Raw genomic sequence first — 23,766 nt, 5'->3', positions numbered from 1 at the left:
CCGTGTGAACGAGAGTTCACGCGGCTTTTTGCATTGATGCAGGCGCTGCCTGCGGCCCGTCGTCACGCCCGCTTTGCTGTTGCTTTCGCAATTGCGGGTGTATCGTATTCGCCTTTTGCGGCCCCAGGGCCCGTCGTTGATCCGTGAGGTAGTTGAGTTCATGTCCTTTACCCGTCGCCAAATCCTCGGTGGCCTGGCCGGTCTTGTAGTCGTTGGTGTCGGTGCGGGGGGCGCGTCGCGGTACTGGTTGGGCAAGCGGGCCGATGCCGATGCAGGCCACGACTATGAGCTGATTGCGGCCCCACTGGACGTTGAGCTGGTGGCCGGGCACAAGACCCAGGCCTGGGCATTCGGCCCGTCGGCGCCGGGGACCGAGTTGCGCGCGCGTCAGGGGGATTGGCTGCGGGTACGCTTCATCAACCATCTGCCGGTTGCCACCACGATTCATTGGCACGGCATCCGCCTGCCGCTGGAAATGGACGGCGTACCTTACGTGTCGCAGTTGCCGGTGTTGCCGGGGGAATACTTCGATTACAAATTCCGCGTGCCCGACGCCGGCAGCTACTGGTATCACCCGCACGTGAACAGCAGCGAAGAGCTCGGTCGTGGCCTGGTCGGCCCGCTGATTATCGAAGAGCGTGAGCCCACCGGTTTCAAGTATGAACAAACCTTGAGCCTGAAGAGCTGGCATGTCGACGACGTCGGCCAGTTCGTCGAGTTCAGCATTCCCCGTGAAGCCGCCCGTGGCGGTACGGCCGGGCGCCTGGCGACCATCAATGGCGTGCCGCAGGCGGTGATCGACTTGCCCGCCGGGCAGATCACCCGCGTACGCCTGCTCAACCTCGACAACACCCTGACCTATCGCCTGAATATTCCCGGCGTCGAAGCGCAGATCTATGCTTTGGATGGCAACCCCATCGAACCACGTCCGCTCGGCAAGGAATACTGGCTGGGCCCCGGCATGCGCATCTGCCTGGCGATCAAGGCGCCGGCGGCCGGTGAAGAGTTGTCGTTGCGCAATGGCCCTGTACGCTTGGGTACGTTCCGCTCCGTCGCCAATAGCGACGCACCGACCCAATGGCCGCCCGCACTGCCCGCCAACCCGATTGCCGAGCCGGACCTGGCCAATGCCGAGAAACTCAACTTCAATTTCGAATGGGTTGGCTCGGTCTCGGTCAATGTCGACAACGGCAGGCCACCCAGCCTGTGGCAGATCAATGGCAAGGCCTGGGATATTACCGACAAGACTTGCGCCGACCGGCCGATTGCCAAGCTCGAGAAGGGCAAGAGCTACATTTTCGAATTGAAGAACATGACTCAGTATCAGCATCCAATCCACTTGCACGGCATGAGTTTCAAGGTGATTGCCTCGAACCGGCACAAGGTCATCCCGTATTTCACCGACACTTACCTGCTGGGCAAGAACGAGCGCGCGCAAGTGGCACTGGTGGCGGATAATCCCGGCGTGTGGATGTTCCATTGCCATGTGATCGATCACATGGAAACCGGCCTGATGGCCGCTATCGAGGTGGCGTGATGCGTCAGATTCGTCCCGCCGCCATCATCGACCGCAGCCGAGACCGCGACTTCATGAGTGAAGCCTTGGCACTGGCTGCCCAAGGCGCTGCCCTGGGGGAAGTGCCGGTGGGCGCCGTGCTGGTGCAGGACGGTGAGATCATCGGGCGTGGCTACAACTGCCCGATCAGCGGCAGCGATCCCAGTGCCCACGCTGAAATGGTCGCAATCCGTGCCGCCGCCCAGGCCGTCAGCAACTATCGCCTGCCGGGCAGCACACTGTATGTGACGCTGGAGCCCTGCAGCATGTGCGCCGGGTTGATCGTGCATTCGCGCATTGCGCGGGTGGTGTATGGCGCGCTGGAGCCCAAGGCGGGGATCGTGCAGAGCCAGGGGCAGTTCTTTACCCAGGGCTTCTTGAATCACCGGGTGTTGTATGAGGGCGGGGTGTTGGCGGAGGAGTGCGGGGCGGTTTTGAGCGAGTTCTTCAAGGCCCGTAGAGCCAAGCCCGCCGAGTAAACACCGGTCCCTGTGGGAGCGAGCCTGCTCGCGAAAGCGGTATGTCTGCCACATCAATGCTGGATGTGCCACCGTCTTCGCGAGCAGGCTCGCTCCCACAGGGGATCTTCAGTAGGGCAGAGATTGGTTACTTGCGAGCGACGATCACCGCCCGCATCGGTGCCGGCAGCCCTTCAATGGTCTTGCTGTGATCCTCGGGATCAAGGAAGTCACTCAGCGACTGGTACTTCATCCACTCCGTCCCGCGCTGTTCTTCGACCGTGGTCACGCTCACGTCCACGCATTTCACATCAGTGAACCCGGCACGCCGCAGCCACAACTCCAGGGCCGGTACCGACGGCAGGAACCACACGTTGCGCATCTGCGCGTAACGGTCTTCCGGCACCAGCACCTGATGTTTGTCGCCTTCGACCACCAGCGTCTCCAGCACCAGTTCACCGCCCTTGACCAGGCAATCTTTGAGCGCCAGCAAGTGCTCGATTGGCGAGCGGCGGTGGTAGAACACGCCCATGGAAAACACTGTGTCGAAGCCTTCGAGGTTCGGCGGCAGGTCTTCGAACGGGAAGGGCAGGTGCCAGGCGTTCGGCTGTGACAAGTAGCGCTGCACGGCCTGGAACTGGCAGAAGAACAACCAGTTCGGATCGACCCCGATCACGCTGTCCGCGCCGGCCCCGAGCATGCGCCACATGTAATAGCCGTTGCCGCAGCCGACATCGAGGATACGCTTGCCCTTGAGGTCCAGGTGCGGGGCGACGCGCGACCATTTCCAGTCCGAGCGCCATTCGGTGTCGACGTGCACGCCGAACAGATCGAACGGGCCTTTGCGCCACGGCGACAAGCCCATCAGCGCGGTGCGCATTTGCGCGCGGGTGGCGTCGTCGCAATCGGTGTCCAGTTTCAAACCGTTCAGCAAGTCGACTTCGCTTGGCTGGATCGGCGGCAAGGCATCCAGCGCGCTTTGCCAGCGTTCCAGGTCGCCGTGGCCCTTTTCCATTTTCTTGTCGAGTTGCTGCTGCAGGGTGTTGGCCCAATCGGCCAGCGGCGTGCCGGCCAGACGGCGAGCGAGGGGAGACAGATCAATCATGGCAAGGCAATCAACGAGGCAAAGTTAAGACACTGGAACCACGGAACGACTTTCGAGAACCCGGCGGCCAACAGGCGTTCGCGGTGTTCTTCGAGGCTGTCGGGCTTCATGACGTTTTCGATGGCGCTGCGCTTCTGGGCGATTTCCAGTTCGCTGTAGCCGTTGGCACGCTTGAAGGCGACATGCAGGTCGGTGAGCAGCGCGTGCTCCTTTTCGTCTTCAAAACGCAGTTTTTCCGAGAGAATCAGGGCGCCACCGGGCAACAGCGATTGATGGATGCGCGTCAGCAACGCGGTGCGCTGATCCGGCGCGATGAATTGCAGGGTGAAATTCAGCGCCACCACCGAGGCCGGTTTGAATTCCAGGGCGAGGATGTCGCCCTCGATCACGTCCACCGGCAGCAACTCCTGGAACATCGAGTCCTGGCCGTTCAAGTATTCGCGGCATCGCTCGACCATGGCCGCGGAGTTATCCACAGCGACAACGCGACAACCCTCGGTGCGCACATGTCGACGCAGCGCCTGGGTCACTGCGCCCAGGGACGAACCGAGGTCGTAGAGCACGCTGCCCGGTTGGGCGAATTGCGCGGCGAGCACACCGAGATTCTCGACGATGGTCGGGTAACCCGGCACCGAGCGCTTGATCATGTCCGGGAACACCCGCACCACGTCCTCATTGAAGGCGAAGTCAGGCACCTGGGCCAAAGGCTGGGCGAAAAGGCGATCGGATTCTTTGCTCACGGCGGTTCCGGCGGTGTCGATGAAAAGGCCGGCATTTTAGCCTAGGTACCCGAGTGCCGCGACGGGATTTCGATAGCGTGTTGGTCTGATCGCTTAGCCAATGGGAGTGCCTTTGGCGCACTGTACGCCCACCTCGGCCAAGGCCTTTTGCAAGTCCGCAACGGGATGGCCTAACGCTCGTGCTGCCTGCTCGGCGCCGCAAGCGGCGGTATCAAAGGTTTCGTCTTGACTCCAATAGCTGTGATTGGCCAGCGCGAACACCTGGAAAGCCTTGCGCTGTTCCCAGCTTGGTGTCTTGGACAATAAGCAGTAAGCCTTGTTGTAGACACCGCTGGAATAATGCGCATCCATTCCATTTACGTCGAACTCTGAGGCATGTTCGATGGAGTGCCCATCGGTGGACTGGTGACACATCTGACGGAGCCCGCCGAGATAACCGTAATCGCCGTCAGGCTTGGTAATGGAGCTCGCGATGACAAAATCACTTTTGCCGTTCCTGCGGTACTTGGCCGCCTCGCCGGACATGTCCGAAAACGCCTCATTAATTCCACCTTCCTGTGCCGAAGAATCTTCCAGGCCCGAGTTCTGCAAGGAAAAGCCATGACTGATCTCATGGGCAACGATGTCCTGGCTTACCATGGGATGAAACGACGTCGCTCCGGAGAGGAAAACCCCCATGTTCTCAGTTGTACTCCATCCCGCGCCATCGCCCTTGGCAGTTAAGAAGAGCATCTTCAGTCCGCCGATTATTGGCTGGACGCCCAGTATGTCTAGATACAAGTCTCTGGTAATAATCGTGTGGAAATATAAATCGTTGACCGGCGTGTAGCCGCCATTGATTGTCTCCTGAACGCTAAAAGGGCACGGAAATATCCAAGGGGGAGAGGGTACCTGGATAGTTCCGTAGAATATCTGGATGCCATTGTGATCGAACGAGCACGCATGGCCCCGTTGCGTGGAAGGCAACGTTGGACGCTCATTACCGTAGCGATACTCGCCAATCAGCACATTGCCACCGGGACCATAGGCAGGTCGAGTCTCCAGCGACGCAACGCCTTCCCACGATTTGAGTACTTCTCCGGTCGCGGCATCGATCAACCCGGTCGGGTTAGACGGGATCCCAGTCTTGGTCTTGGCATCGGTACTATAAGACACTCGATAAATCAGTCGCGCCTTGCTCTCATGACGTGGCTGATAGATAAAAAGTTTTGTACTTGTGAAGGTCGCTGCCTTGGATGTTTCGCCTTTTTTGATCCGCCATTGCTCTTGCAATGCCTCTACTGCCTGATTTGCATCCAGCTCCGGTTCTACGTGGGGTAAATCGTGCTCAATCCCTTGCAGGTAGCGGCCGCTGGCATGGATGACCTGTCCTTGGGCATCGCGCTCAATAGCAACGCCATGGCCATATATGGATATGCCTCGGTAGGTCTGAGACATGCGTTGCACCGATCGTTTGCCAGCGAGTGCAATAGGCTCCCCCTTTGCTACAAGATGCAGTTCATCAAGCTTTAATGCGTATTGAGTGTGAGCATCTGAACCCACTCCCTTGTCGTCAACTTCCTCAATGGAAGCAGCGAGCGTGAAGAGCGGCAACATGATGGAAAGCGTGCCAAGTAGATGTGGTGCGAGACGGCCATACATAAGCGTTCCTTCATTGTCAGTAGGCGTTGAGTCATCCTGAGCGTGTCATGAAGTGTCGGCGTCTTACACCTGACAGAACTGATAGGTTTGCTTTCAATCGTAATGAGATAAGTTATTCGGTGGTTGTTTGCGGAGGAGGGAGCGTTAGCGGTGTACACCAATATGCACTCAAGTAAGTGCATGAAACGAGCGTGTTCCTGAGCATGAGGGCTGTGGGCAATCTGTGTATTGCTAGCGCAGTTTTTGAGTGAACGCCGAGGCGGTGATGCCCCATTGCCCCAGCCAGTAGCTGAGGATGATCACATAGGGCGCCGCATCGAACGGCTCAACAAAGCGACTGATACCAATCATGCTGTCCGAGAACACAAACGCCACCGCGCCTGCTGCCGCCAACAGCGCCGAACGCTTGGGCACGTCGCTGCCGAGCCGCGCCAGCGCACGCCAGAGCATGGCGCTGATCGCCAGCCCGTAGACGATCACCGGAATCAGCAACGGCCCCAGCCCGTGAGAGATCAGAACTCCCAGCAACACGACGCCGACGCTGAGGGCCAGGATCAGCGGCAACAGGGCCAGCCGCCTGCAGTCGCTCAAATAAGCCTTTAGATAGGCCAGATGGGCGACCAGGAACGCTCCGAGGCCAAACACGAACAAATCCCCCGGCCATGCCAGCAGCACGTCGCCGAGCAGGGAGAAAATCAACCCGAGGCTGATCCAGCGCCGATACTCGCCGGGCGGTGCGTCGTGCAGCCAGCCGAGCAGGGCCAGCACCGGCAGCGGCTTGACCAGCAGGCAAAGCAGTGCAGCGTGCACGCTCAGGCCGTAGAGAAAAGTCACCGCGCCCATCAGCGCCAGAATCAGCCAGCCCACGGTCAGTTGACCGAAATGGCGCAGTCGAAGGCATCCGCCGGCAGCACTTCCGGAGCCCAGGGTTGTTGCGAAGTCAGGCGTAGACGTCCCGTGCCAGTGGCAAAGGCCTGGAATCGCCAGGTGGAAACACCGGCAGCGCCGACGACACCGGCATCTTCCGGGTTGCTGTAGACCTCAGGGCTGAGCGCGCGCAGCACACCACCGGCCGAATCCTGGATCGACCAGCGATAACCCGTGGTTGGATTGCTCGGCAGGGTCAGGATCAGGTTTTGCCCGTTGCTGAGTTTTACCGGGCATTCGCTTTGTTTTTCCACGGTCACGTTCTGTTTCGGCTGCGTGGCGCAGGCGGCCAGCAAGGCGAGGGCGAGGGGGACAAACAGGCGAGTGGGGGACATAGGCTCAGCGGCTCCAGCGTTCACGACGAACGGCGAGCATAACCGAGATAAGACAAATTGTGACAGCCAGGGAAAGAGGAGGTGTCAGGGCTGACGCCTTCGCTGGCAAGCCAGCGCCTACAATGGTTTGCGTTGAACACAAATTCAGTGTTCACCAAAGAACCCTGTAGGAGCTGGCTTGCCAGCGATAGCAGTAGCGCAGTCGCTACAGGAGCATCAGAACAACACCTTCGCCACATCGGCGAACCGCTTGGCGAAATGCACGGTAATGCCTTCCTTCAGATACTCCGGCAATTCCTCGAAATTACCCCGGTTAGACTCCGGCAGAATCAGCTCGAAAATCTTCTGCCGGCGCGCCGCAATCACCTTCTCACGCACCCCGCCAATCGGCAGTACATGCCCGGTCAGCGTCAGTTCGCCGGTCATGGCCACGCCTTTTTTCGGTGGCTGGTTGCGGGCCAGGGACAGCAGGGCGCTGGCCATGGTCACACCGGCGCTCGGGCCGTCTTTCGGGGTGGCGCCTTCCGGAACGTGCAGGTGGACGAACGCTTCGTCGAAGAATTTCGGGTCACCGCCAAACGACTTCAGGTTGGAGCTGACGTAGCTGTAGGCAATTTCCGCCGACTCCTTCATCACCTCACCCAATTGCCCGGTGAGTTTGAAGCCGCGATTGAGGGTGTGAATGCGCGTCGCTTCGATCGGCAAGGTGGCGCCACCCATGCTGGTCCAGGCCAGGCCAGTGATCACGCCGATGCCGGAAAGTACCTGCTCGTTACGGAACACCGGTTTGCCCAGCGACGATTCGAGGTCTTTCGGGCCAATCTTGATCGTTGCCTGTGGATCTTCGAGCAGCTTCACCACGGCTTTGCGCACCAGTTTGCCGAGGTTTTTTTCCAGCTGGCGGACCCCGGCTTCACGGGCATAACCGTCGATCAGCGCCTTGAGGGCGCTGTCGCTGATGCTCAGGCTGCTTTTCGACACCCCGGCCTTCTCCAGTTGTTTTGGCCACAGGTGACGCTTGGCGATGGCGACTTTTTCTTCGGTGATGTAGCCCGACAGGCGGATCACTTCCATCCGGTCCAGCAAGGGGCCGGGAATCGAATCCAGGGTGTTGGCGGTGCAGACGAACAGCACTTTCGACAGGTCCATGCGCAGATCGAGGTAGTGGTCGAGGAATTCGACGTTCTGCTCCGGGTCGAGGGTTTCCAATAGCGCCGAGGCCGGGTCACCCTGATAGCTTTGGCCCATCTTGTCGATTTCATCGAGCATGATCACCGGGTTCATCACTTCGACGTCTTTGAGCGCCTGCACCAGTTTGCCCGGTTGCGCGCCGATGTACGTTCGGCGATGGCCCTTGATTTCAGCCTCGTCACGCATGCCGCCCACGCTGAAGCGGTAGAACGGTCGGCCAAGGGATTCGGCGATGGATTTGCCGACGCTGGTCTTACCCACGCCCGGCGGCCCCACCAGCAATACGATGGAACCGCTGATCTCGCCTTTGTAGGCACCGACCGCGAGAAACTCGAGGATGCGGTCCTTGATGTCGTCTAGGCCGGCGTGGTGGTTGTCCAGCACCTTGCGCGCGTGCTTGAGGTCGAGTTTGTCCTCACCGTACACGCCCCACGGCACCGAGGTCGCCCAGTCGATGTAATTGCGGGTGACGGCGTACTCTGGCGAGCCGGTTTCGAGGATCGACAGCTTGTTCATCTCTTCTTCGAGGCGTTTCTGCACCTGCGCCGGCAGGACTTTGCCCACCAGTCGCTGCTCGAACTGTTCGAGGTCAGCGCTGCGGTCGTCCTTGGTCAGCCCCAGCTCCTGCTGGATGACCTTGAGTTGTTCCTTGAGGAAGAACTCGCGCTGGTGCTCACCGATCTTGCGGTTCACTTCAGCGGAAATCTCTTTTTGCAGGCGCGCGACTTCGACTTCCTTTCGCAGCATCGGCAGGACTTTTTCCATGCGCTTGAGCATCGGCACGCAGTCGAGCACTTCCTGCAGCTCGCTGCCGGTCGCCGATGTCAGGGCGGCGGCAAAGTCGGTCAGCGGCGACGGATCGTTGGGGCTGAAGCGGTTGAGGTAGTTCTTCAGCTCTTCGCTGTACAGCGGGTTGAGCGGTAGCAGTTCCTTGATCGCATTGATCAGCGCCATCCCGTAGGCCTTGACCTCGTCGGTCGGCTCGGTGGGCTGGTGCGGGTATTCGACTTCCACCAGGTACGGCGGGCGATGGTGCTTGAGCCAGGTCTTGAGGCGCACACGGGTCAGGCCCTGGGCGACGAATTGCAGTTTGCCGTTTTCGCGGCTGGCGTGGTGCACCTTGACCAGTGTGCCGTACAGCGGCAGGGCCGAGGTGTCGAAATGGCGCGGGTCTTCCTGGGGGGTGTCCATGTAGAACAGGGCCAGGGAGTGATGATCGGATTTGGCGACCAGGTCGAGGGTTTCAGCCCAGGGTTCTTCATTGACGATGACCGGCAGGACCTGGGCCGGGAAGAAGGGGCGGTTGTGAATCGGAATGATGTAGACCTTGTCCGGCAGGTTCTGGCCGGGCAGGGCCAGGCCCTTGCCGGTGGTGTGGTGTTCGGCGGCTTGCGGGTCGGCGTATTCGCTGGGGTCTTCGGGGAATGCTTGCTGGTCGCTCATGGGGCACCTGCGCAATGGAGTATGGGTCTTAGATGGGGCAGGCCTTGGGTGGTTTCAATGGGGGAGGGGATATTCGGGGAGCGTTCAGGATCTGCACAGGTCCTGGCCATCAGCCCGTTGCAGGCGTGGCGCGCAGGTCAGTGCGGGCAGCGTTCCCACGGTATGGGAACGCTAATCCGGCATCTTACGGGCGAATCTCGATCATCGTGCCGTCCGGCACCAGGTTCCAGATTTCGCGCATGTCCATGTTGCGCATGGCGATGCAGCCGTCGGTCCAGTCCAGGGTGTGGAACAGGTGCTCGGGGTTTTCTTCGGTGTCCGGGGTGCCATGGATCATGATCATGCCGCCGGGATCGACACCTTCGCGCCGTGAACGGGCGGAATCGGTGATGTTCGGATAGGAAATGTGCATCGCCAGGTTGAAGCGGTCGCTGACCTTGCGCCAGTCGATCCAGTAGAAACCTTCGGGCGTGCGTTTGTCGCCTTCCATCAGCTTCGCTCCCTTGGGCCGCTTGCCCAGGGAAATGCGGTAGGTCTTGAACGGCTTGCCGTCATTGATCAATTGCAATTGATGGGCAGACTTGAGAACCAGGATTTTCTCGATGACCTTGCCGTTCAGGGGTTCCATGGCGGTAGCCTGGGACACCGTGATGAACGACAAGCAGAAAAGGGCAAGCAACCAGCGCATTGAAACGATTCCCCAAGAGGTGTCGCGACTATATATATATTTATAGGTGTTTTTGCAGGCGCTGCCGAAGGTTCGGGCCGAGTTCGGACGATCGTAGTGCGCCTGGTAATGATACCAAGATGACATCAAATGATGACAGGCTGAACCAGCGGCGGGATCGATTCGGACCGGACGGGATAGACCTCGGTCCGCCGGTCAGCGAAGAAGCATTCTAAGGTACGGCCCACCGTGCGGAAAGCCAGCTCGTCCCAAGGGATGTCGGCTTCGTCGAATAGTTGCACTTCCAGGCTCTCGGGGCCTGCAGCAAAATCCAGGTCCGCCAGTTCGGCGCGGAAGAAGACGTGCACCTGGCTGATGTGCGGCACATCGATCAGCGTATAGATGCTCAGGTTGCGCACCCGGGCGCAGGCTTCCTCGGCGGTCTCGCGAATGGCCGCCTGCTCGATGGTCTCGCCGTTTTCCATGAAGCCGGCGGGCAGGGTCCAGTAGCCCCGGCGCGGCTCGATGGCGCGGCGGCACAACAACACCTGAGTGCCCCAGGTCGGCACGCAACCGGCGACGATGTTGGGGTTCTGGTAGTGAATGGTGTGACAGCTGTCGCAGACAAAACGCAGGCGAGAATCGCCCTCGGGAATGCGTTGGGTCACCGGGTTGCCGCACTGACTGCAAAATTTCATGCTTGGGTTCCTGAATGCTGCGCCTATCTTGGCGTGCGGCGGTGGCTGTCGGCAAGTTGTCGTTTCGCGACATGCCACTGTCCGGGGGGTTGGGCGACCGCGGCGATTGGTGCATGATGCAGGGTAAGGCACTGATCGAGAACACTCATGCTGGACGAGCTACTGCATCGGGTAAGTCACCACACACCGCGCACGCTGGAGACTGACCGACGTTTCCCCGAGGCCGCCGTCCTGGTGCCGATTACTCGCAGTGACGAGCCGGAATTGGTATTGACCCTGCGCGCCAGCGGGTTGTCGACCCATGGTGGCGAAGTCGCTTTCCCTGGTGGTCGACGCGACCCCGAAGACCCCGACCTGATTTTTACCGCCCTGCGCGAAGCCGAGGAAGAGATCGGCCTGCCACCGGGCCTGGTCGAAGTGATCGGCCCGCTTAGTCCGTTGATCTCCCTGCACGGCATCATGGTCACGCCCTATGTCGGGGTGATTCCGGATTTCGTCGAATACCGGGCCAACGATGCCGAGATCGCCGCCGTGTTCAATGTGCCCCTGGAGTTCTTCCGCAAGGACCCGCGCGAACATACCCATCGCATCGACTACCAGGGGCGCAGTTGGTATGTGCCGAGCTATCGCTATGGTGAATTCAAGATCTGGGGCCTGACGGCGATCATGATCGTAGAGTTGATCAATCTGCTCTATGACGCGAAAATCAGCCTGCACCAACCGCCGAAAAGTTTTATCAACACCTGAAAGCCATCACTCCAATGGCCTGAACTCGCCGCTGCCTGTGCCTTGAGGACAACACGATGAAATACCGCCTGGGCGACGCCCGTGTCGAGACCCACCCACAGAGCTGGGTCGCTCCCAATGCCGTGCTGGTGGGCAAGGTCAAACTGGAAGAGGGCGCCAACGTCTGGTTCAACGCCGTGCTGCGGGGCGACAACGAGCTGATCCTGATCGGCAAGAACAGCAACGTCCAGGATGGCACCGTGATGCATACCGACATGGGCTACCCGCTGACCATCGGTACCGGCGTGACCATCGGCCACAACGCCATGCTGCATGGCTGCACTGTAGGTGACTACAGCCTCATCGGCATCAATGCGGTGATCCTCAATGGCGCGAAAATCGGCAAGAACTGCATCATCGGCGCCAATTCATTGATCGGCGAAGGCAAGGAGATACCCGACGGTTCGCTGGTCATGGGCTCGCCCGGCAAGGTGGTGCGCGAATTGACCGAACCGCAGAAAAAGATGCTGGAAGCGAGCGCCGCTCACTACGTGCATAACTCGCAACGTTATGCCCGCGACCTGGCTGAGCAGGAAGAATGACGACGAGCGAACGACCGGTGGCATCGCCCTGCGTGAACATTTGCGCGCTGGATGACGATGACATTTGCACGGGCTGTCAGCGCACGGTGGAGGAGATCACCCGCTGGAGCCGGATGGACAACGATGAGCGGCGCAAGGTATTGGGGTTGTGCCATGAACGGGCGAAGTCCAGTGGGTTGGTGTGGATGATTGGGGCAAGGCCCGATAAATGAGGCGACGCCTTCGCGAGCAAGCCCGCTCCTCCATTTGATTGATGTTGCTCATACATTCTGTGACCGGCACTGAATAATGTGGGAGCGGGCTTGCTCGCGAAGACGTCAGCACTGTCACCACCGCCTCCTCTGAAGTACCCTGTGCGCCAAATTGACAGGTACCCCCATGTTCTTCCTGATCGCCTACATCGGCAGCGTCGTGCTGATCAACTACGCCTTCTCCACTGCCCCGGACCTGGACATCATCTGGTCGGCGTGGGGCGGCCTGGTGTTCGTGTTGCGCGACATGGTGCAAACGCGCTTCGGCCATGGTGCGATTGCGGCGATGCTGGCGGCGCTGGTGCTGTCCTATATCACCTCCGACCCCTCCATTGCCCTGGCCAGCGCCACGGCGTTCGCGGTGTCGGAGTGTATCGACTGGCTGGTGTTCAGCATCACCCGGCGTCCGTTGCACGACCGCCTGTGGATAAGTTCGGCCCTGAGCATCCCCCTCGATACGTTCATCTTCTTCGGCATGATCGATGCGCTGACCCCGGGCGTCATTCTCACCGCCCTGGGCTCGAAGTTCGCTGGCGTCACAGCCGTCTGGCTGATCATGGCCTGGCGCTTGCGCAAGCAGGCGCTCGTCAGCTGAGCCAAATCCTGCGGTTCATGTAAAATGCCGCGCTTTCTCCCCATGGGAAGCGCGCCAGGCGCCGCATCCCTCGATGATCCGCTTCTTGAGGACTTGAGATGACCCGTATCGGAACTCCATTGTCGCCCACCGCGACCCGCGTATTGATGTGTGGCTGTGGCGAACTGGGCAAGGAAGTGGTGATCGAGCTGCAACGCCTGGGCGTTGAAGTGATTGCCGTGGATCGCTACGCCAATGCGCCGGCCATGCAGGTAGCCCATCGCAGCCACGTGATCAACATGCTCGACGGCGCGGCGCTGCGCGCGGTGATCGAAGCCGAGAAGCCGCACTTCATCGTGCCGGAAATCGAAGCCATTGCTACCGCGACCCTGGTGGAACTGGAGGCCGAAGGCTTCACCGTGATCCCGACCGCGCGGGCTGCACAGCTGACCATGAACCGCGAAGGCATCCGTCGCCTGGCCGCCGAAGAGCTGGACCTGCCGACCTCGCCTTACCACTTCGCCGACACCTTCGAGGACTACAGCAAGGCCGTCGAGGACCTCGGTTTCCCGTGCGTGGTCAAGCCGGTGATGAGTTCGTCGGGCAAAGGCCAGAGCCTGCTGCGCAGCGTCGATGACGTGAAGACGGCCTGGGACTACGCCCAGGAAGGCGGGCGTGCCGGTAAAGGCCGGGTGATCGTCGAAGGTTTTATCGATTTCGATTATGAAATTACCCTGCTGACCGTGCGTCACGTCGGCGGCACTACCTTCTGCGCGCCGGTCGGCCATCGTCAGGAGAAAGGCGACTACCAGGAAAGCTGGCAGCCCCAGGCCATGAGCCCGGTAGCCCTGGCTGAATCCGAGCGCGTGGCCAAGGCCGTGACCGAGGCCCTGGGTGGGCGTGGCCTGTTTGGCGTCGAATTGTTCATCAAGGGTGATCAAGTGTGGTTCAGCGAAGTGTCGCCGCGCCCGCACGACACGGGCCTGGTCACCTTGATTTCCCAGGACCTGTCGCAGTTCGCCCTGCATGCGCGGGCGATTCTGGGGCTGCCGATCCCGTTGATCCGTCAGTTCGGCCCATCGGCCTCGGCGGTGATCCTGGTGGAAGGGCAGTCGACCCAGACCGCTTTCGCCAACCTCGGTGCGGCATTGATCGAACCGGATACGGCGTTGCGCCTGTTTGGCAAACCTGAAGTGAATGGCCAGCGCCGCATGGGGGTTGCCTTGGCTCGCGACGAGTCGATCGAAGCGGCTCGCGCCAAGGCGACCCGTGCATCCCAGGCTGTTGTAGTGGAGCTGTAACCGAGGCGCGGCATTCGCGAGCAAGCCCGCTCCCCCCCGGAGGACCGCGTTCTTTCAGAAAGAATCCGGTCCCCCCTGTGGAGGCGGGCTTGCTCGCGAAGCTTTTTACTTCAAGAAACCCGATTCAGGTCGTTGTTTCGCGTCTCCTTCAGGCACAGCACAGCAATCAGGCTGAGCACCGCCGCCCCCGACACATACCCGCCGACATAACTCAATCCCCCCATCGCCACCAGTTTCTGCGCGAAGAACGGTGCTGCCGAAGCCCCGACGATCCCGCCCAGGTTGTAGGCCGCCGATGCGCCGGTATACCGCACGTGGGTTGGAAACAGTTCTGGCAGCAGCGCACCCATCGGCGCAAAGGTCACGCCCATCAGGAACAGCTCGATGCACAGGAACAGCGCCACGCCCCAGGTCGATCCCTGGGTCAGCAGTGGTTCCATCAGGAAGCCGGACAGGATCGCCAAGACTCCGCCAATGATCAGCACCGGTTTGCGCCCGAAACGGTCGCTGGCCAAGGCCGACAGTGGTGTGGCAGCGGCCATGAACAGTACGGCGAAACACAGCAGGCCGAGGAAGGTTTCGCGGCTGTAGCCGAGTGTCGCCACGCCGTAACTCAGCGAGAACACCGTCGAGATGTAGAACAGCGCATAGCACACCACCATCGAGCCGGCGCCCAGTAACACCGGTACCCAGTATTGGCTGAACAGCTCCACCAGCGGGATCTTCACCCGTTCCTGGCGCGCCATGGCGTTGGCGAATACCGGCGTTTCGTGGAGCTTGAGGCGCACGTACAGGCCGACCATCACCAGCGCAGCGCTGAGCAGGAAGGGAATCCGCCAGCCCCACGCGCGAAACTGTTCATCGTCCAGCCCCATGGCCAAGGTCAGGAACAGGCCGTTGGCCGCGAGAAAGCCGATGGACGGGCCCAGTTGCGGAAACATGCCGAACCATGCGCGCTTGCCCTTGGGCGCATTCTCCGTGGCGAGCAAGGCGGCTCCGCCCCATTCGCCGCCCAGTCCCAGGCCCTGGCCGAAGCGCAGCACGCACAGCAGGATCGGCGCCCAGGCGCCGATGCTGTCGTAACCCGGGAGTACGCCGATCAGCGTGGTGCACACGCCCATCAGCAACAGTGAAGCGACCAGGGTCGATTTACGCCCGATGCGGTCGCCGAAGTGGCCGAATAACGCCGACCCCAGGGGTCGGGCAAGAAATGCGATGCCGAACGTGAGGAAGGCCGAGAGCATCTGGGCCGTACCGGAGGTCTGTGGAAAGAACACCGGGCCAATGACCAACGCGGCGGCGGTGGCGTACACATAGAAATCGTAGAACTCGATGGCCGTGCCGATGAAGCTCGCGGTGGCCACGCGGCTGGCGGAGTTCACCGGTTGTGCGGGAGTGGATTCGTCGTAGGTTGTGCTGGTCGTCATGCGGTTATCCCTGACAGTCATGGGCCCCAGTGGAGCGAATTATTATGGTCGATTACCCAGGGATGTGGGTGGAGGCGCGGTCGCTGCTCCAGGTAGGAGCAGGCGTCGGTTTGTAGCGGACGTTTCTGGTGGTCAGGCCGGACCTGGCGGTGTGCAGGGTAAGCACGGGGCGGCGAGGCTTGGGTAAGCGGCTCGATTATAGGAAGGTGGCTAACGATTCAACAAGGGCAACGGCTATTGGATTGATGCAACAGCCGGTACAGAACTGGTATGCCAGATCAATACCTGTGTCACCCGATTGTCCTCAGTCTCGAGAATTTCCAGGCGATAACGCCCGATTTTCAGGCAGACAGGGCAGTCCGGAATGGTTTCCAGTGCTTCGGTCACCAGGCCGTTGAGGGTTTTCGGGCCGTCGCTGGGCAAGTGCCAGCCGAGGCTCTTGTTCAGCTCGCGGATCGAGGCGGCGCCGTCGATCACCAGGCGTCCATCGGCCTGGGGATGGATATGCGGGTTGTCCAGGCTTTGCTGGCTTTCGAATTCGCCGACGATTTCTTCGAGAATGTCTTCCAGGGTGACGATGCCCAGCACTTCGCCGTACTCGTCGACCACCATCCCCAGGCGCCGCTGCTGCTTGTGGAAGTTCAGCAGTTGCAGTTGCAGCGGGGTGCTTTCGGGGACGAAATAGGGTTCGCGACACGCTGCCAGCAGCGCTTCCAGGGTCAGGCTGCCATCGGGGAGCAAATGGCCGATTTGCCGGGTGTTGAGCACTGCTTCGACCTGGTTGATGTCGCTGTGAAACACCGGCAGGCGCGTGCGCTGGTTGTGGCGCAGTTGCTCGATGATGTCTTCGATCGGGTCGTCGAGGTTGATCCCGTCAACCTCGCTGCGTGGCACCAGGATGTCATTGACCGTGATGTTGTCGAGTGCATGGATGCCCGGTAGCGGGTGCGGGCGGTTGACGGCCTGTTCGTGATGGTCGTGCCGCTCCGGTGCCAGGTCGTCTTCGCTCTGTTGCACGACGCTGGCTTTGCGGGCGAACGGGCGTATCAGCAATTGGCTGATTGCATTGAGTAGCCACGCCGCTGGGTAGATAAGCTTCAGTGGCACGCGGAGCAGGTTGTTGCCCAAGGCCAGGATCGCGTCAGGATGGCGGACGGCGAGGGCACGGGGCAGGTAGTCGGCGAGAACCAGCAGAAGGGCGCCCGCGCCGAGACAGGCCAGCCACGGGCCGTTTTCGGCCCAGGTGAAAATCGCCAGCAGGGTAGAAATGACCAGTACCAGGGCGCGGCACAAGGTATTGCAAAAAATCAGGCTGACGAGGGGGAAACTCAACCGGGCCAGCGGCTTGTCGCTTGCACGCGAGGCTGTGCGCTGGGCCAGCAAATGCTGCTGCGCGGCTTCTATGGCAGTAAACAGGCCTGACCATAAAATCAGCAAGGCTACTACTGCAAGCATCGGCCCTATGGGCAAGTCGTCCATTAATGCCGCCCGTCAGATGTGCAGGATGTATTCGCGAACCAGCTTGCTGCCGAAATACGCCAGCATCAGCAGGCAGAAGCCGGCCAGGGTCCAGCGGATGGCCTTGTGACCGCGCCAGCCAAGGCGGTTACGGCCCCAAAGCAGCACGCTGAAGACGATCCAGGCCAGGCAGGCCAGCAAGGTCTTGTGCACCAGGTGCTGGGCGAACAGGTTTTCGACAAACAGCCAGCCGGAGATCAGTGATAGCGACAACAGCGTCCAGCCGGCCCAGAGGAAGCCGAACAGCAGGCTTTCCATGGTTTGCAGCGGCGGGAAGTTCTTGATCAGCCCGGACGGGTGCTTGTGCTTGAGCTGGTGATCCTGAAGCAACAGCAGCAGCGACTGGAACACGGCAATGGTGAACATGCCGTAGGAGAGGATCGACAACAGGATGTGGGCAAGAATGCCGGGTTCTTCGTCGATGATCTGCACGGTGCCCGCGGGAGCAAACTGCGCCAGCAGCACGGTCAATGCGCCCAGGGGGAACAGCAGGACCAGCAGGTTCTCCACCGGTATTCGTGAGCAGGCCAGCAGGGTCAAGGCGATGACTGCAGCGGCAATCAGGCTGGCGGCACTGAAAAAGTCCAGGCCCAGGCCAATCGGGGTCAGCAGGTGGGTCACCAGGCTGGCGCTGTGGGCCAGCACCGCAAGCACGCCGAGCGTAACCAGCAGGCGCTTGTTGGCCTTGGCGCCGGTGGCCAGGCGAGTGCCTTGATAGATAGTCGCAGCGGCATACAAGCAGGCGGCGGCGAGGGTGGTAAGCAAACTGGGTGACAAGGGGAGCATAAGTCCTGTTAGGCAAGCCCGAAAGGCGCTGAGTTTGGCATAGAACCCACGCGACACGAAAGTGCGAGGTGTCCGCCAGACGCAGTCTTCGCTATAATCCGCGACCTGCCCACGCCGCAGGCTCGCCGAGCACACGTTTAGTCCGGTCTGGGCCGCCATTATCCCGGTCTACACAGGGCCTGAAAGGATCGCGCAATGTTTGAAAACTTAACCGACCGTCTCTCGCAGACGCTGCGCCATGTCACCGGCAAGGCCAAGCTGACCGAAGACAACATCAAAGACACCCTGCGCGAAGTGCGCATGGCGTTGCTCGAAGCCGACGTCGCCCTGCCGGTGGTGAAGGACTTCGTCAATTCGGTCAAGGAACGCGCTGTCGGCACCGAGGTGTCGCGCAGCCTGACACCGGGCCAGGCCTTCGTGAAGATCGTCCAGGCCGAACTCGAAAGCCTGATGGGCGCGGCCAACGAAGACTTGAACCTGAGCGCCGTGCCGCCGGCGGTCATCCTGATGGCCGGTTTGCAGGGTGCGGGTAAGACCACCACCGCCGGCAAACTGGCGCGCTTCCTTAAAGAGCGCAAGAAGAAGTCGGTCATGGTCGTGTCCGCGGACGTTTATCGTCCGGCGGCGATCAAGCAGCTGGAAATGCTCGCCGGTGAAGTCGGCGTGACCTTCTTCCCGTCCGACCTGAGCCAGAAGCCGGTCGAGATCGCGCAAGCCGCTATCAAGGAAGCAAAACTCAAGTTCATCGACGTGGTCATCGTCGATACCGCCGGTCGCCTGCACATCGATGAAGAGATGATGGGCGAGATCAAGGCGCTGCATGCCGCGATCAATCCGGTCGAGACCCTGTTCGTGGTCGACGCCATGACCGGCCAGGACGCCGCCAACACGGCCAAGGCCTTCGGCGATGCGCTGCCACTGACCGGCGTGATCCTGACCAAGGTCGACGGCGATGCCCGTGGCGGTGCTGCCCTGTCGGTGCGCGCCATCACCGGCAAGCCGATCAAGTTCATCGGTATGGGCGAGAAGAGCGAAGCGCTCGACCCATTCCACCCTGAGCGTATCGCCTCGCGCATCCTCGGCATGGGCGACGTGCTCAGCCTCATCGAGCAGGCGGAAGCGACCCTCGATAAAGACAAGGCCGACAAACTGGCCAAGAAGCTGAAGAAGGGCAAGGGCTTCGACCTCGAAGACTTCCGTGACCAGCTGCAACAGATGAAGAACATGGGCGGCCTTGGCGGCCTCATGGACAAACTGCCGAACATGGGCGGTGTAAACCTGGCGCAGATGGGCAATGCCCAGAGTGCGGCAGAAAAACAATTCAAGCAGATGGAAGCCATCATCAATTCCATGACGCCGGCCGAACGCCGTGACCCTGAGCTGATCAGCGGTTCGCGCAAGCGCCGTATCGCCATGGGCTCCGGCACCCAGGTGCAGGACATCGGTCGCTTGATCAAGCAGCACAAGCAGATGCAAAAGATGATGAAGAAATTCTCCGCGAAAGGCGGAATGGCCAAGATGATGCGCGGCATGGGCGGTATGTTGCCCGGCGGCGGCATGCCGAAGATGTAAAGAATTCGCGCTGGAGCTTGCTCTGGCGCAGCCCACAGGGAAGTGGGATTCACAGCAAACCCGCACTTGGCGGGAGCTGACCGGCCGTTATCAACGACGGCTCTATAGCAAATCTGGATGGCGTCCGATAGGCCGCCGGAAAAAGTCATTTGCAAAAGTCCGGATATTCCTTAGAATATGCGGCCTTTCGGGCACCTATGCCCGCTGTGCCTTTAGATTTGCAGCACCGACTACAGGAACGATGTTCACATGCTAACAATCCGTCTTGCCCTTGGCGGCTCCAAAAAGCGCCCGTTTTACCACTTGACCGTAACCGACAGCCGCAACCCGCGCGACGGTTCGCACAAGGAACAGGTTGGCTTCTTCAACCCTGTTGCTCGTGGTCAAGAAGTTCGTCTGTCCGTGAACCAAGAGCGCGTAGCCTACTGGCTGAGCGTTGGTGCACAACCTTCTGAGCGCGTTGCTCAGTTGTTGAAGGAATCTGCTAAGGCTGCGGCCTGAGCAATATGAACGCGACGCCAGCTGTTGCTGATGATTTGATCGTTATCGGCAAGATTTACTCGGTTCACGGCGTTCGCGGCGAAGTGAAGGTGTACTCCTTTACTGATCCGATTAAGAACCTGCTGGAATACAAAACCTGGACGCTCAAGCGTGACGGCAATGTAAAGCAGGTAGAGCTGGTCAGCGGACGCGGGAACGACAAGTTCCTGGTCGCAAAGCTCAAGGGTCTCGATGATCGTGAAGAAGCTCGTCTTCTGGCCGGTTATGAGATCTGCGTGCCACGCAACCTGTTCCCTGAACTGACCGACGGCGAGTACTACTGGTACCAGCTGGAAGGTCTCAAGGTCATCGACACCCTCGGGCAATTGTTCGGGAAGATCGATCACCTGCTGGAGACTGGCTCGAATGATGTAATGGTGGTCAAGCCTTGCGCTGGCAGCCTGGATGATCGCGAACGCCTGTTGCCCTATACCGAGCAATGCGTGTTGGCCGTCGACCTGGTCGCAGGCGAGATGAAGGTGGATTGGGATGCGGACTTCTAAGCGTGGCTAATTTGCGCGTAGAAGTGATCAGTTTGTTTCCCGAGATGTTCTCCGCCATCAGCGAGTACGGCATCACCAGTCGGGCGGTGAAACAGGGGCTGTTGCAGCTCACCTGTTGGAATCCGCGAGACTACACGACGGATCGACATCACACTGTGGATGATCGCCCTTTTGGCGGTGGTCCGGGCATGGTGATGAAGATCAAGCCCCTGGAAGATGCTCTGGTTCAGGCCAAGGCAGTCGCCGGGGAGGGTGCGAAGGTGATTTACCTGTCCCCCCAAGGCCGTCAACTGACTCAGTCGGCGGTACGCGAGTTGGCGAATCTGGATGCATTGATCCTGATTGCCGGCCGCTATGAAGGCATTGACGAGCGTTTTATTGATGCTCATGTCGATGAAGAGTGGTCGATTGGCGACTATGTACTGTCTGGCGGCGAGCTGCCGGCGATGGTCCTGATCGATGCGGTTACACGACTGCTGCCTGGAGCTTTAGGGCATGCGGACTCCGCCGAGGAAGATTCCTTTACGGATGGTTTGCTGGATTGCCCGCACTACACCCGACCGGAGGTGTATGCGGATCAGCGTGTTCCCGACGTATTGCTAAGTGGCAATCACGCGCACATCCGGCGTTGGCGTTTACAGCAGTCCCTTGGTCGGACCTATGAACGACGCGCCGATCTTCTGGAAAGCCGCTCGCTTTCTGGAGAAGAGAAGAAGCTGCTCGAGGAATACATCCGCGAGCGGGACGATAGTTAACAACGTATCGATGGTAGATCCGACGATTTACCTTAGGAGCACAGCATGACTAACAAAATCATCCTTGCACTCGAAGCAGAGCAGATGACCAAAGAGATCCCTACCTTTGCCCCGGGCGACACCATTGTCGTTCAGGTGAAAGTGAAGGAAGGCGACCGTTCGCGTCTGCAAGCGTTCGAAGGCGTTGTAATCGCCAAGCGTAACCGCGGCGTAAACAGTGCATTCACCGTGCGTAAGATCTCCAACGGTGTTGGCGTAGAGCGTACTTTCCAGACCTACTCCCCGCAAATCGACAGCATGGCTGTCAAGCGTCGCGGTGACGTACGTAAAGCCAAGCTGTACTACCTGCGTGACCTGTCGGGTAAAGCAGCTCGCATCAAAGAAAAACTGGCTTAAGTCCAGCTTCCGATGCAGAAAAAAGCAGCCTACGGGCTGCTTTTTTGTTGCCTGCGATTTCTCCGGTTCGCGGCCTGACCTGCAACCGAGACACGGCCATCGCGAGCAGGCTCGCTCCCACAGTGGATCTGTGAGTGCGATTGGATCCCCTGTGGGAGCGAGCCTGCTCGCGATTCGATTTACGCAGCGGCGCTGACCTCAGGCTGAATCAACGCCAACAACGTCCACCCCGCCGCAGGCTTGAGCGCACTGTCCGGTGTCACCACATGCACCCAGCCACTGTCATCCCGCGCAAACAGCAGCGTCGCCCGCTCGCCATGCAATGCCTGATAATCCTCCCAGCCAAATCCATCGGTCAGGTGCGTGCTGTACAGCTCGGCCCCCTGATGCAGCTGATTGGCCAGCTTGACGTAGGTCAGTTCCTCATCGCCCAGTAAACGCCCGCGATGCTCATGGCTGGCGCGATGCTTGTCGGTGCGGCGGCTCTCCTGGCCGCTGGCGAGCCCGAACAGGCGTTGATGACCAAAGTCATGACGAAAGCGCATCGACGCCAGCGTGTTCAGTTCGCCGGACGGCGACAGCGTCAGCAAATGCCCCAGCCCGACCAGGTCCAGGTGCGCGTCGGCATGCTGCGATGCCGGATTGCCGAAGTACGTCGGCAAGCCCTCCATGCGCGCCGCGCGGATGTTTTCCCAGCTCGAGTCTGTCAGCAGCACGCGACTGCCCAGTTGCTGCAAGGCCTTGCCCAGGGTTCGCGCCGGAGCGTTGGCACCGACGATGAGGAAGCCGCTGGGCGCCGGTTCGGCGACTTTCAGCAAGCGCGCCAATGGCCGTGCCGTGGCGCTTTGCAGCACCACGGTGCCAATGATCACAGCGAAAGTCAGGGGCACAAGCAGCAAGGCACCCTGATGGCCGGCCTCATCCAGGCGAATCGCGAAAATCGCCGACACGGCCGCTGCGACGATCCCGCGAGGGGCTATCCACGATAGCAGCGCCCGTTCGCGCCAGCTCAAAGTCGAGCCGAAGGTGGAGAGCATCACGTTCAGGGGGCGGGCAATGAGCTGGATGATCAGCAACAGGATCAACACCAGCGGCCCGAGTCCGATCATGGCGTTCAGGTCGAGGCGCGCCGCCAGCAAGATGAACAGCCCGGAAATGAGCAGCACGCTGAGGTTTTCCTTGAAGTGCAGGATGTGCCGGACGTCCACGCCCTTCATGTTGGCCAGCCACATGCCCATCAAGGTCACGGCCAACAGCCCGGATTCGTGCATCACTGCGTTGGCGGCAATGAAAATCCCCAGCACCGAGGCCAGTGCGGCCAGGTTGTGCAGGTACTCCGGCAGCCACTGACGCCGGATAATCATGCCGAGCACCCAGCCACCGGCTATCCCGAACACGCTGCCACACAGAATCACGCCGCCGAAGGTCAGCAGGCTATGGCTCAGGCCTTCACCCGCCGCGCTGGCGATGATGAAGCTGTACACCACCACGGCGAGCAGGGCGCCAATCGGGTCGATGACAATGCCTTCCCAGCGCAGGATGTTGGCAATCGAGGCTTTTGGTCGCACCACGCGCAACATCGGCACGATCACCGTAGGGCCGGTGACCAGCGTCAGGCTGCCGAAGAGAATGGCGAGCAGCCAGTCAAAATCCAGCAGGTAATGGGTCGCGACCGCAATCACCACCCAGGTCGAGAGCGCGCCGAGGGTGACCAGTCGATGCACGACGCTGCCGATCTCGCGCCATTCCGACAGGTGCAGGGTCAGGCTGCCTTCAAACAGGATCAGCGCCACTGCCAGCGAAACCAGCGGCATCAGCAGCGGTCCGAACATCACTTGCGGGTCGAGCCATCCCAGGATCGGCCCGACCAGAATCCCGGTCAGCAACAGGAAGAGGATCGCCGGCAATTTCAGGCGCCACGCCAACCACTGACAACCCAGGGCCGCAGCTCCGATACCGCCAATCGCCAACAGAATCTGCTGTTCGTTCATTGAAGCTCCTGTTCCTTGAAGTAGCCGGCTATGAAAGACTAGCGGCCGTTTATTCCGTTCACCC

24 protein-coding genes are annotated in these 23,766 nt (G+C 60.4%); 12 read left to right on the top strand and 12 right to left on the bottom strand.

Annotation, left to right across the window (positions count from 1 at the left end; translation table 11 throughout):
* Window positions 1–160 precede the first annotated feature (160 nt).
* Both NQL71_RS05100 and tadA read left to right on the top strand, forming a co-directional pair.
* The gene (locus NQL71_RS05100) at window positions 161–1,537 is read left to right on the top strand and encodes a multicopper oxidase family protein (RefSeq protein ID WP_046820412.1); all 1,377 of its coding nucleotides are present in this window, start codon (window positions 161–163) and stop codon (window positions 1,535–1,537) included.
* Window positions 1,537–2,034 (top strand): tRNA adenosine(34) deaminase TadA, encoded by a 498-nt coding sequence (gene tadA / locus NQL71_RS05095; RefSeq protein WP_274642352.1) that lies wholly within the window; start codon window positions 1,537–1,539, stop codon window positions 2,032–2,034. The genes NQL71_RS05100 and tadA overlap by 1 nt, the downstream gene beginning before the upstream one ends.
* 127 nt (window positions 2,035–2,161) lie before the next feature.
* Here tadA and cmoB read toward each other — a convergent pair whose 3' ends face one another.
* The 8 genes from cmoB to NQL71_RS05055 all read right to left on the bottom strand — a co-directional run bounded on the left by cmoB (window position 2,162) and on the right by NQL71_RS05055 (window position 10,760).
* Complete coding sequence (cmoB, locus tag NQL71_RS05090; RefSeq protein WP_046820375.1) at window positions 2,162–3,118, bottom strand: tRNA 5-methoxyuridine(34)/uridine 5-oxyacetic acid(34) synthase CmoB; 957 nt, start codon at window positions 3,116–3,118, stop codon at window positions 2,162–2,164.
* Window positions 3,115–3,858 carry a carboxy-S-adenosyl-L-methionine synthase CmoA gene (gene cmoA, locus NQL71_RS05085; protein ID WP_046820374.1) on the bottom strand — a complete coding sequence of 248 codons (744 nt, stop codon included), beginning with the start codon at window positions 3,856–3,858 and terminating at the stop codon, window positions 3,115–3,117. The genes cmoB and cmoA overlap by 4 nt, the downstream gene beginning before the upstream one ends.
* 93 nt (window positions 3,859–3,951) lie before the next feature.
* Window positions 3,952–5,499: a M4 family metallopeptidase gene (locus tag NQL71_RS05080; RefSeq protein WP_274642351.1), complete on the bottom strand. Its 1,548-nt coding sequence runs from the start codon at window positions 5,497–5,499 to the stop codon at window positions 3,952–3,954.
* 231 nt (window positions 5,500–5,730) lie between these two features.
* Window positions 5,731–6,366: a lysoplasmalogenase gene (locus tag NQL71_RS05075; protein ID WP_046820373.1), complete on the bottom strand. Its 636-nt coding sequence runs from the start codon at window positions 6,364–6,366 to the stop codon at window positions 5,731–5,733.
* A 2-nt stretch (window positions 6,367–6,368) separates the two neighbouring features.
* Complete coding sequence (locus tag NQL71_RS05070) at window positions 6,369–6,761, bottom strand: protease inhibitor I42 family protein (RefSeq protein ID WP_046820372.1); 393 nt, start codon at window positions 6,759–6,761, stop codon at window positions 6,369–6,371.
* A 216-nt stretch (window positions 6,762–6,977) separates the two neighbouring features.
* Window positions 6,978–9,395 (bottom strand): endopeptidase La, encoded by a 2,418-nt coding sequence (gene lon / locus NQL71_RS05065; RefSeq protein WP_046820371.1) that lies wholly within the window; start codon window positions 9,393–9,395, stop codon window positions 6,978–6,980.
* A gap of 184 nt (window positions 9,396–9,579) precedes the next feature.
* Window positions 9,580–10,083, bottom strand: a complete 504-nt coding sequence (locus NQL71_RS05060; protein ID WP_046820370.1) for a L,D-transpeptidase family protein — start codon at window positions 10,081–10,083, stop codon at window positions 9,580–9,582.
* Window positions 10,084–10,208: 125 nt separating this feature from the next.
* Window positions 10,209–10,760, bottom strand: coding sequence for an NUDIX hydrolase (locus tag NQL71_RS05055; protein WP_046820369.1), 552 nt, complete (start codon window positions 10,758–10,760; stop codon window positions 10,209–10,211).
* A 147-nt stretch (window positions 10,761–10,907) separates the two neighbouring features.
* Between NQL71_RS05055 and NQL71_RS05050 the strand changes: the two genes are divergently transcribed.
* The 5 genes from NQL71_RS05050 (at window position 10,908) to purT (ending at window position 14,214) form a co-directional block, all read left to right on the top strand.
* Window positions 10,908–11,507 carry a CoA pyrophosphatase gene (locus tag NQL71_RS05050; RefSeq protein ID WP_046820368.1) on the top strand — a complete coding sequence of 200 codons (600 nt, stop codon included), beginning with the start codon at window positions 10,908–10,910 and terminating at the stop codon, window positions 11,505–11,507.
* A 56-nt stretch (window positions 11,508–11,563) separates the two neighbouring features.
* Window positions 11,564–12,088, top strand: a complete 525-nt coding sequence (locus tag NQL71_RS05045) for a gamma carbonic anhydrase family protein (protein WP_027924900.1) — start codon at window positions 11,564–11,566, stop codon at window positions 12,086–12,088.
* A complete protein-coding gene (locus tag NQL71_RS05040) occupies window positions 12,085–12,300 on the top strand; it encodes a DUF1289 domain-containing protein (protein WP_166619723.1) in 216 nt (71 codons plus the stop codon). Before NQL71_RS05045 ends, NQL71_RS05040 begins: the two co-directional genes overlap by 4 nt.
* Window positions 12,301–12,466: 166 nt before the next feature.
* The gene (locus NQL71_RS05035; protein ID WP_046820366.1) at window positions 12,467–12,934 is read left to right on the top strand and encodes a preQ0 transporter; all 468 of its coding nucleotides are present in this window, start codon (window positions 12,467–12,469) and stop codon (window positions 12,932–12,934) included.
* 98 nt (window positions 12,935–13,032) lie between these two features.
* On the top strand, window positions 13,033–14,214 hold the full coding sequence (gene purT, locus NQL71_RS05030) for a formate-dependent phosphoribosylglycinamide formyltransferase (RefSeq protein WP_274642350.1): 1,182 nt from the start codon (window positions 13,033–13,035) through the stop codon (window positions 14,212–14,214).
* A gap of 110 nt (window positions 14,215–14,324) precedes the next feature.
* Here purT and NQL71_RS05025 read toward each other — a convergent pair whose 3' ends face one another.
* From NQL71_RS05025 to NQL71_RS05015, 3 genes are all read right to left on the bottom strand, one after another.
* The gene (locus tag NQL71_RS05025; RefSeq protein ID WP_046820364.1) at window positions 14,325–15,641 is read right to left on the bottom strand and encodes an MFS transporter; all 1,317 of its coding nucleotides are present in this window, start codon (window positions 15,639–15,641) and stop codon (window positions 14,325–14,327) included.
* A gap of 234 nt (window positions 15,642–15,875) precedes the next feature.
* A complete protein-coding gene (locus tag NQL71_RS05020; protein ID WP_046820363.1) occupies window positions 15,876–17,120 on the bottom strand; it encodes a transporter associated domain-containing protein in 1,245 nt (414 codons plus the stop codon).
* Window positions 17,121–17,132: 12 nt separating this feature from the next.
* Complete coding sequence (locus tag NQL71_RS05015; protein ID WP_046820362.1) at window positions 17,133–17,945, bottom strand: cytochrome C assembly family protein; 813 nt, start codon at window positions 17,943–17,945, stop codon at window positions 17,133–17,135.
* Window positions 17,946–18,140: 195 nt separating this feature from the next.
* Between NQL71_RS05015 and ffh the strand changes: the two genes are divergently transcribed.
* From ffh to rplS, 5 genes are all read left to right on the top strand, one after another.
* A complete protein-coding gene (ffh, locus tag NQL71_RS05010) occupies window positions 18,141–19,517 on the top strand; it encodes a signal recognition particle protein (RefSeq protein ID WP_046820361.1) in 1,377 nt (458 codons plus the stop codon).
* Between the two features lie 249 nt (window positions 19,518–19,766).
* Window positions 19,767–20,018, top strand: coding sequence for a 30S ribosomal protein S16 (gene rpsP / locus NQL71_RS05005; RefSeq protein WP_003198088.1), 252 nt, complete (start codon window positions 19,767–19,769; stop codon window positions 20,016–20,018).
* 5 nt (window positions 20,019–20,023) lie between these two features.
* Window positions 20,024–20,560, top strand: a complete 537-nt coding sequence (rimM, locus tag NQL71_RS05000; protein ID WP_046820360.1) for a ribosome maturation factor RimM — start codon at window positions 20,024–20,026, stop codon at window positions 20,558–20,560.
* Between the two features lie 2 nt (window positions 20,561–20,562).
* Window positions 20,563–21,315: a tRNA (guanosine(37)-N1)-methyltransferase TrmD gene (trmD, locus tag NQL71_RS04995; protein WP_046820359.1), complete on the top strand. Its 753-nt coding sequence runs from the start codon at window positions 20,563–20,565 to the stop codon at window positions 21,313–21,315.
* Window positions 21,316–21,360: 45 nt separating this feature from the next.
* Window positions 21,361–21,711, top strand: a complete 351-nt coding sequence (rplS, locus tag NQL71_RS04990) for a 50S ribosomal protein L19 (RefSeq protein WP_003175895.1) — start codon at window positions 21,361–21,363, stop codon at window positions 21,709–21,711.
* Window positions 21,712–21,890: 179 nt separating this feature from the next.
* Here the strand turns inward: rplS and NQL71_RS04985 are convergent, their stop codons facing one another.
* On the bottom strand, window positions 21,891–23,702 hold the full coding sequence (locus NQL71_RS04985; protein ID WP_077182512.1) for a cation:proton antiporter: 1,812 nt from the start codon (window positions 23,700–23,702) through the stop codon (window positions 21,891–21,893).
* Window positions 23,703–23,766 lie beyond the last annotated feature (64 nt).

Origin of the sequence: Pseudomonas serbica (assembly GCF_028823535.1) — a bacterium.
Classification (GTDB): domain Bacteria; phylum Pseudomonadota; class Gammaproteobacteria; order Pseudomonadales; family Pseudomonadaceae; genus Aquipseudomonas; species Aquipseudomonas serbica.
This window is presented reverse-complemented; position numbering and strand designations above follow the sequence as displayed.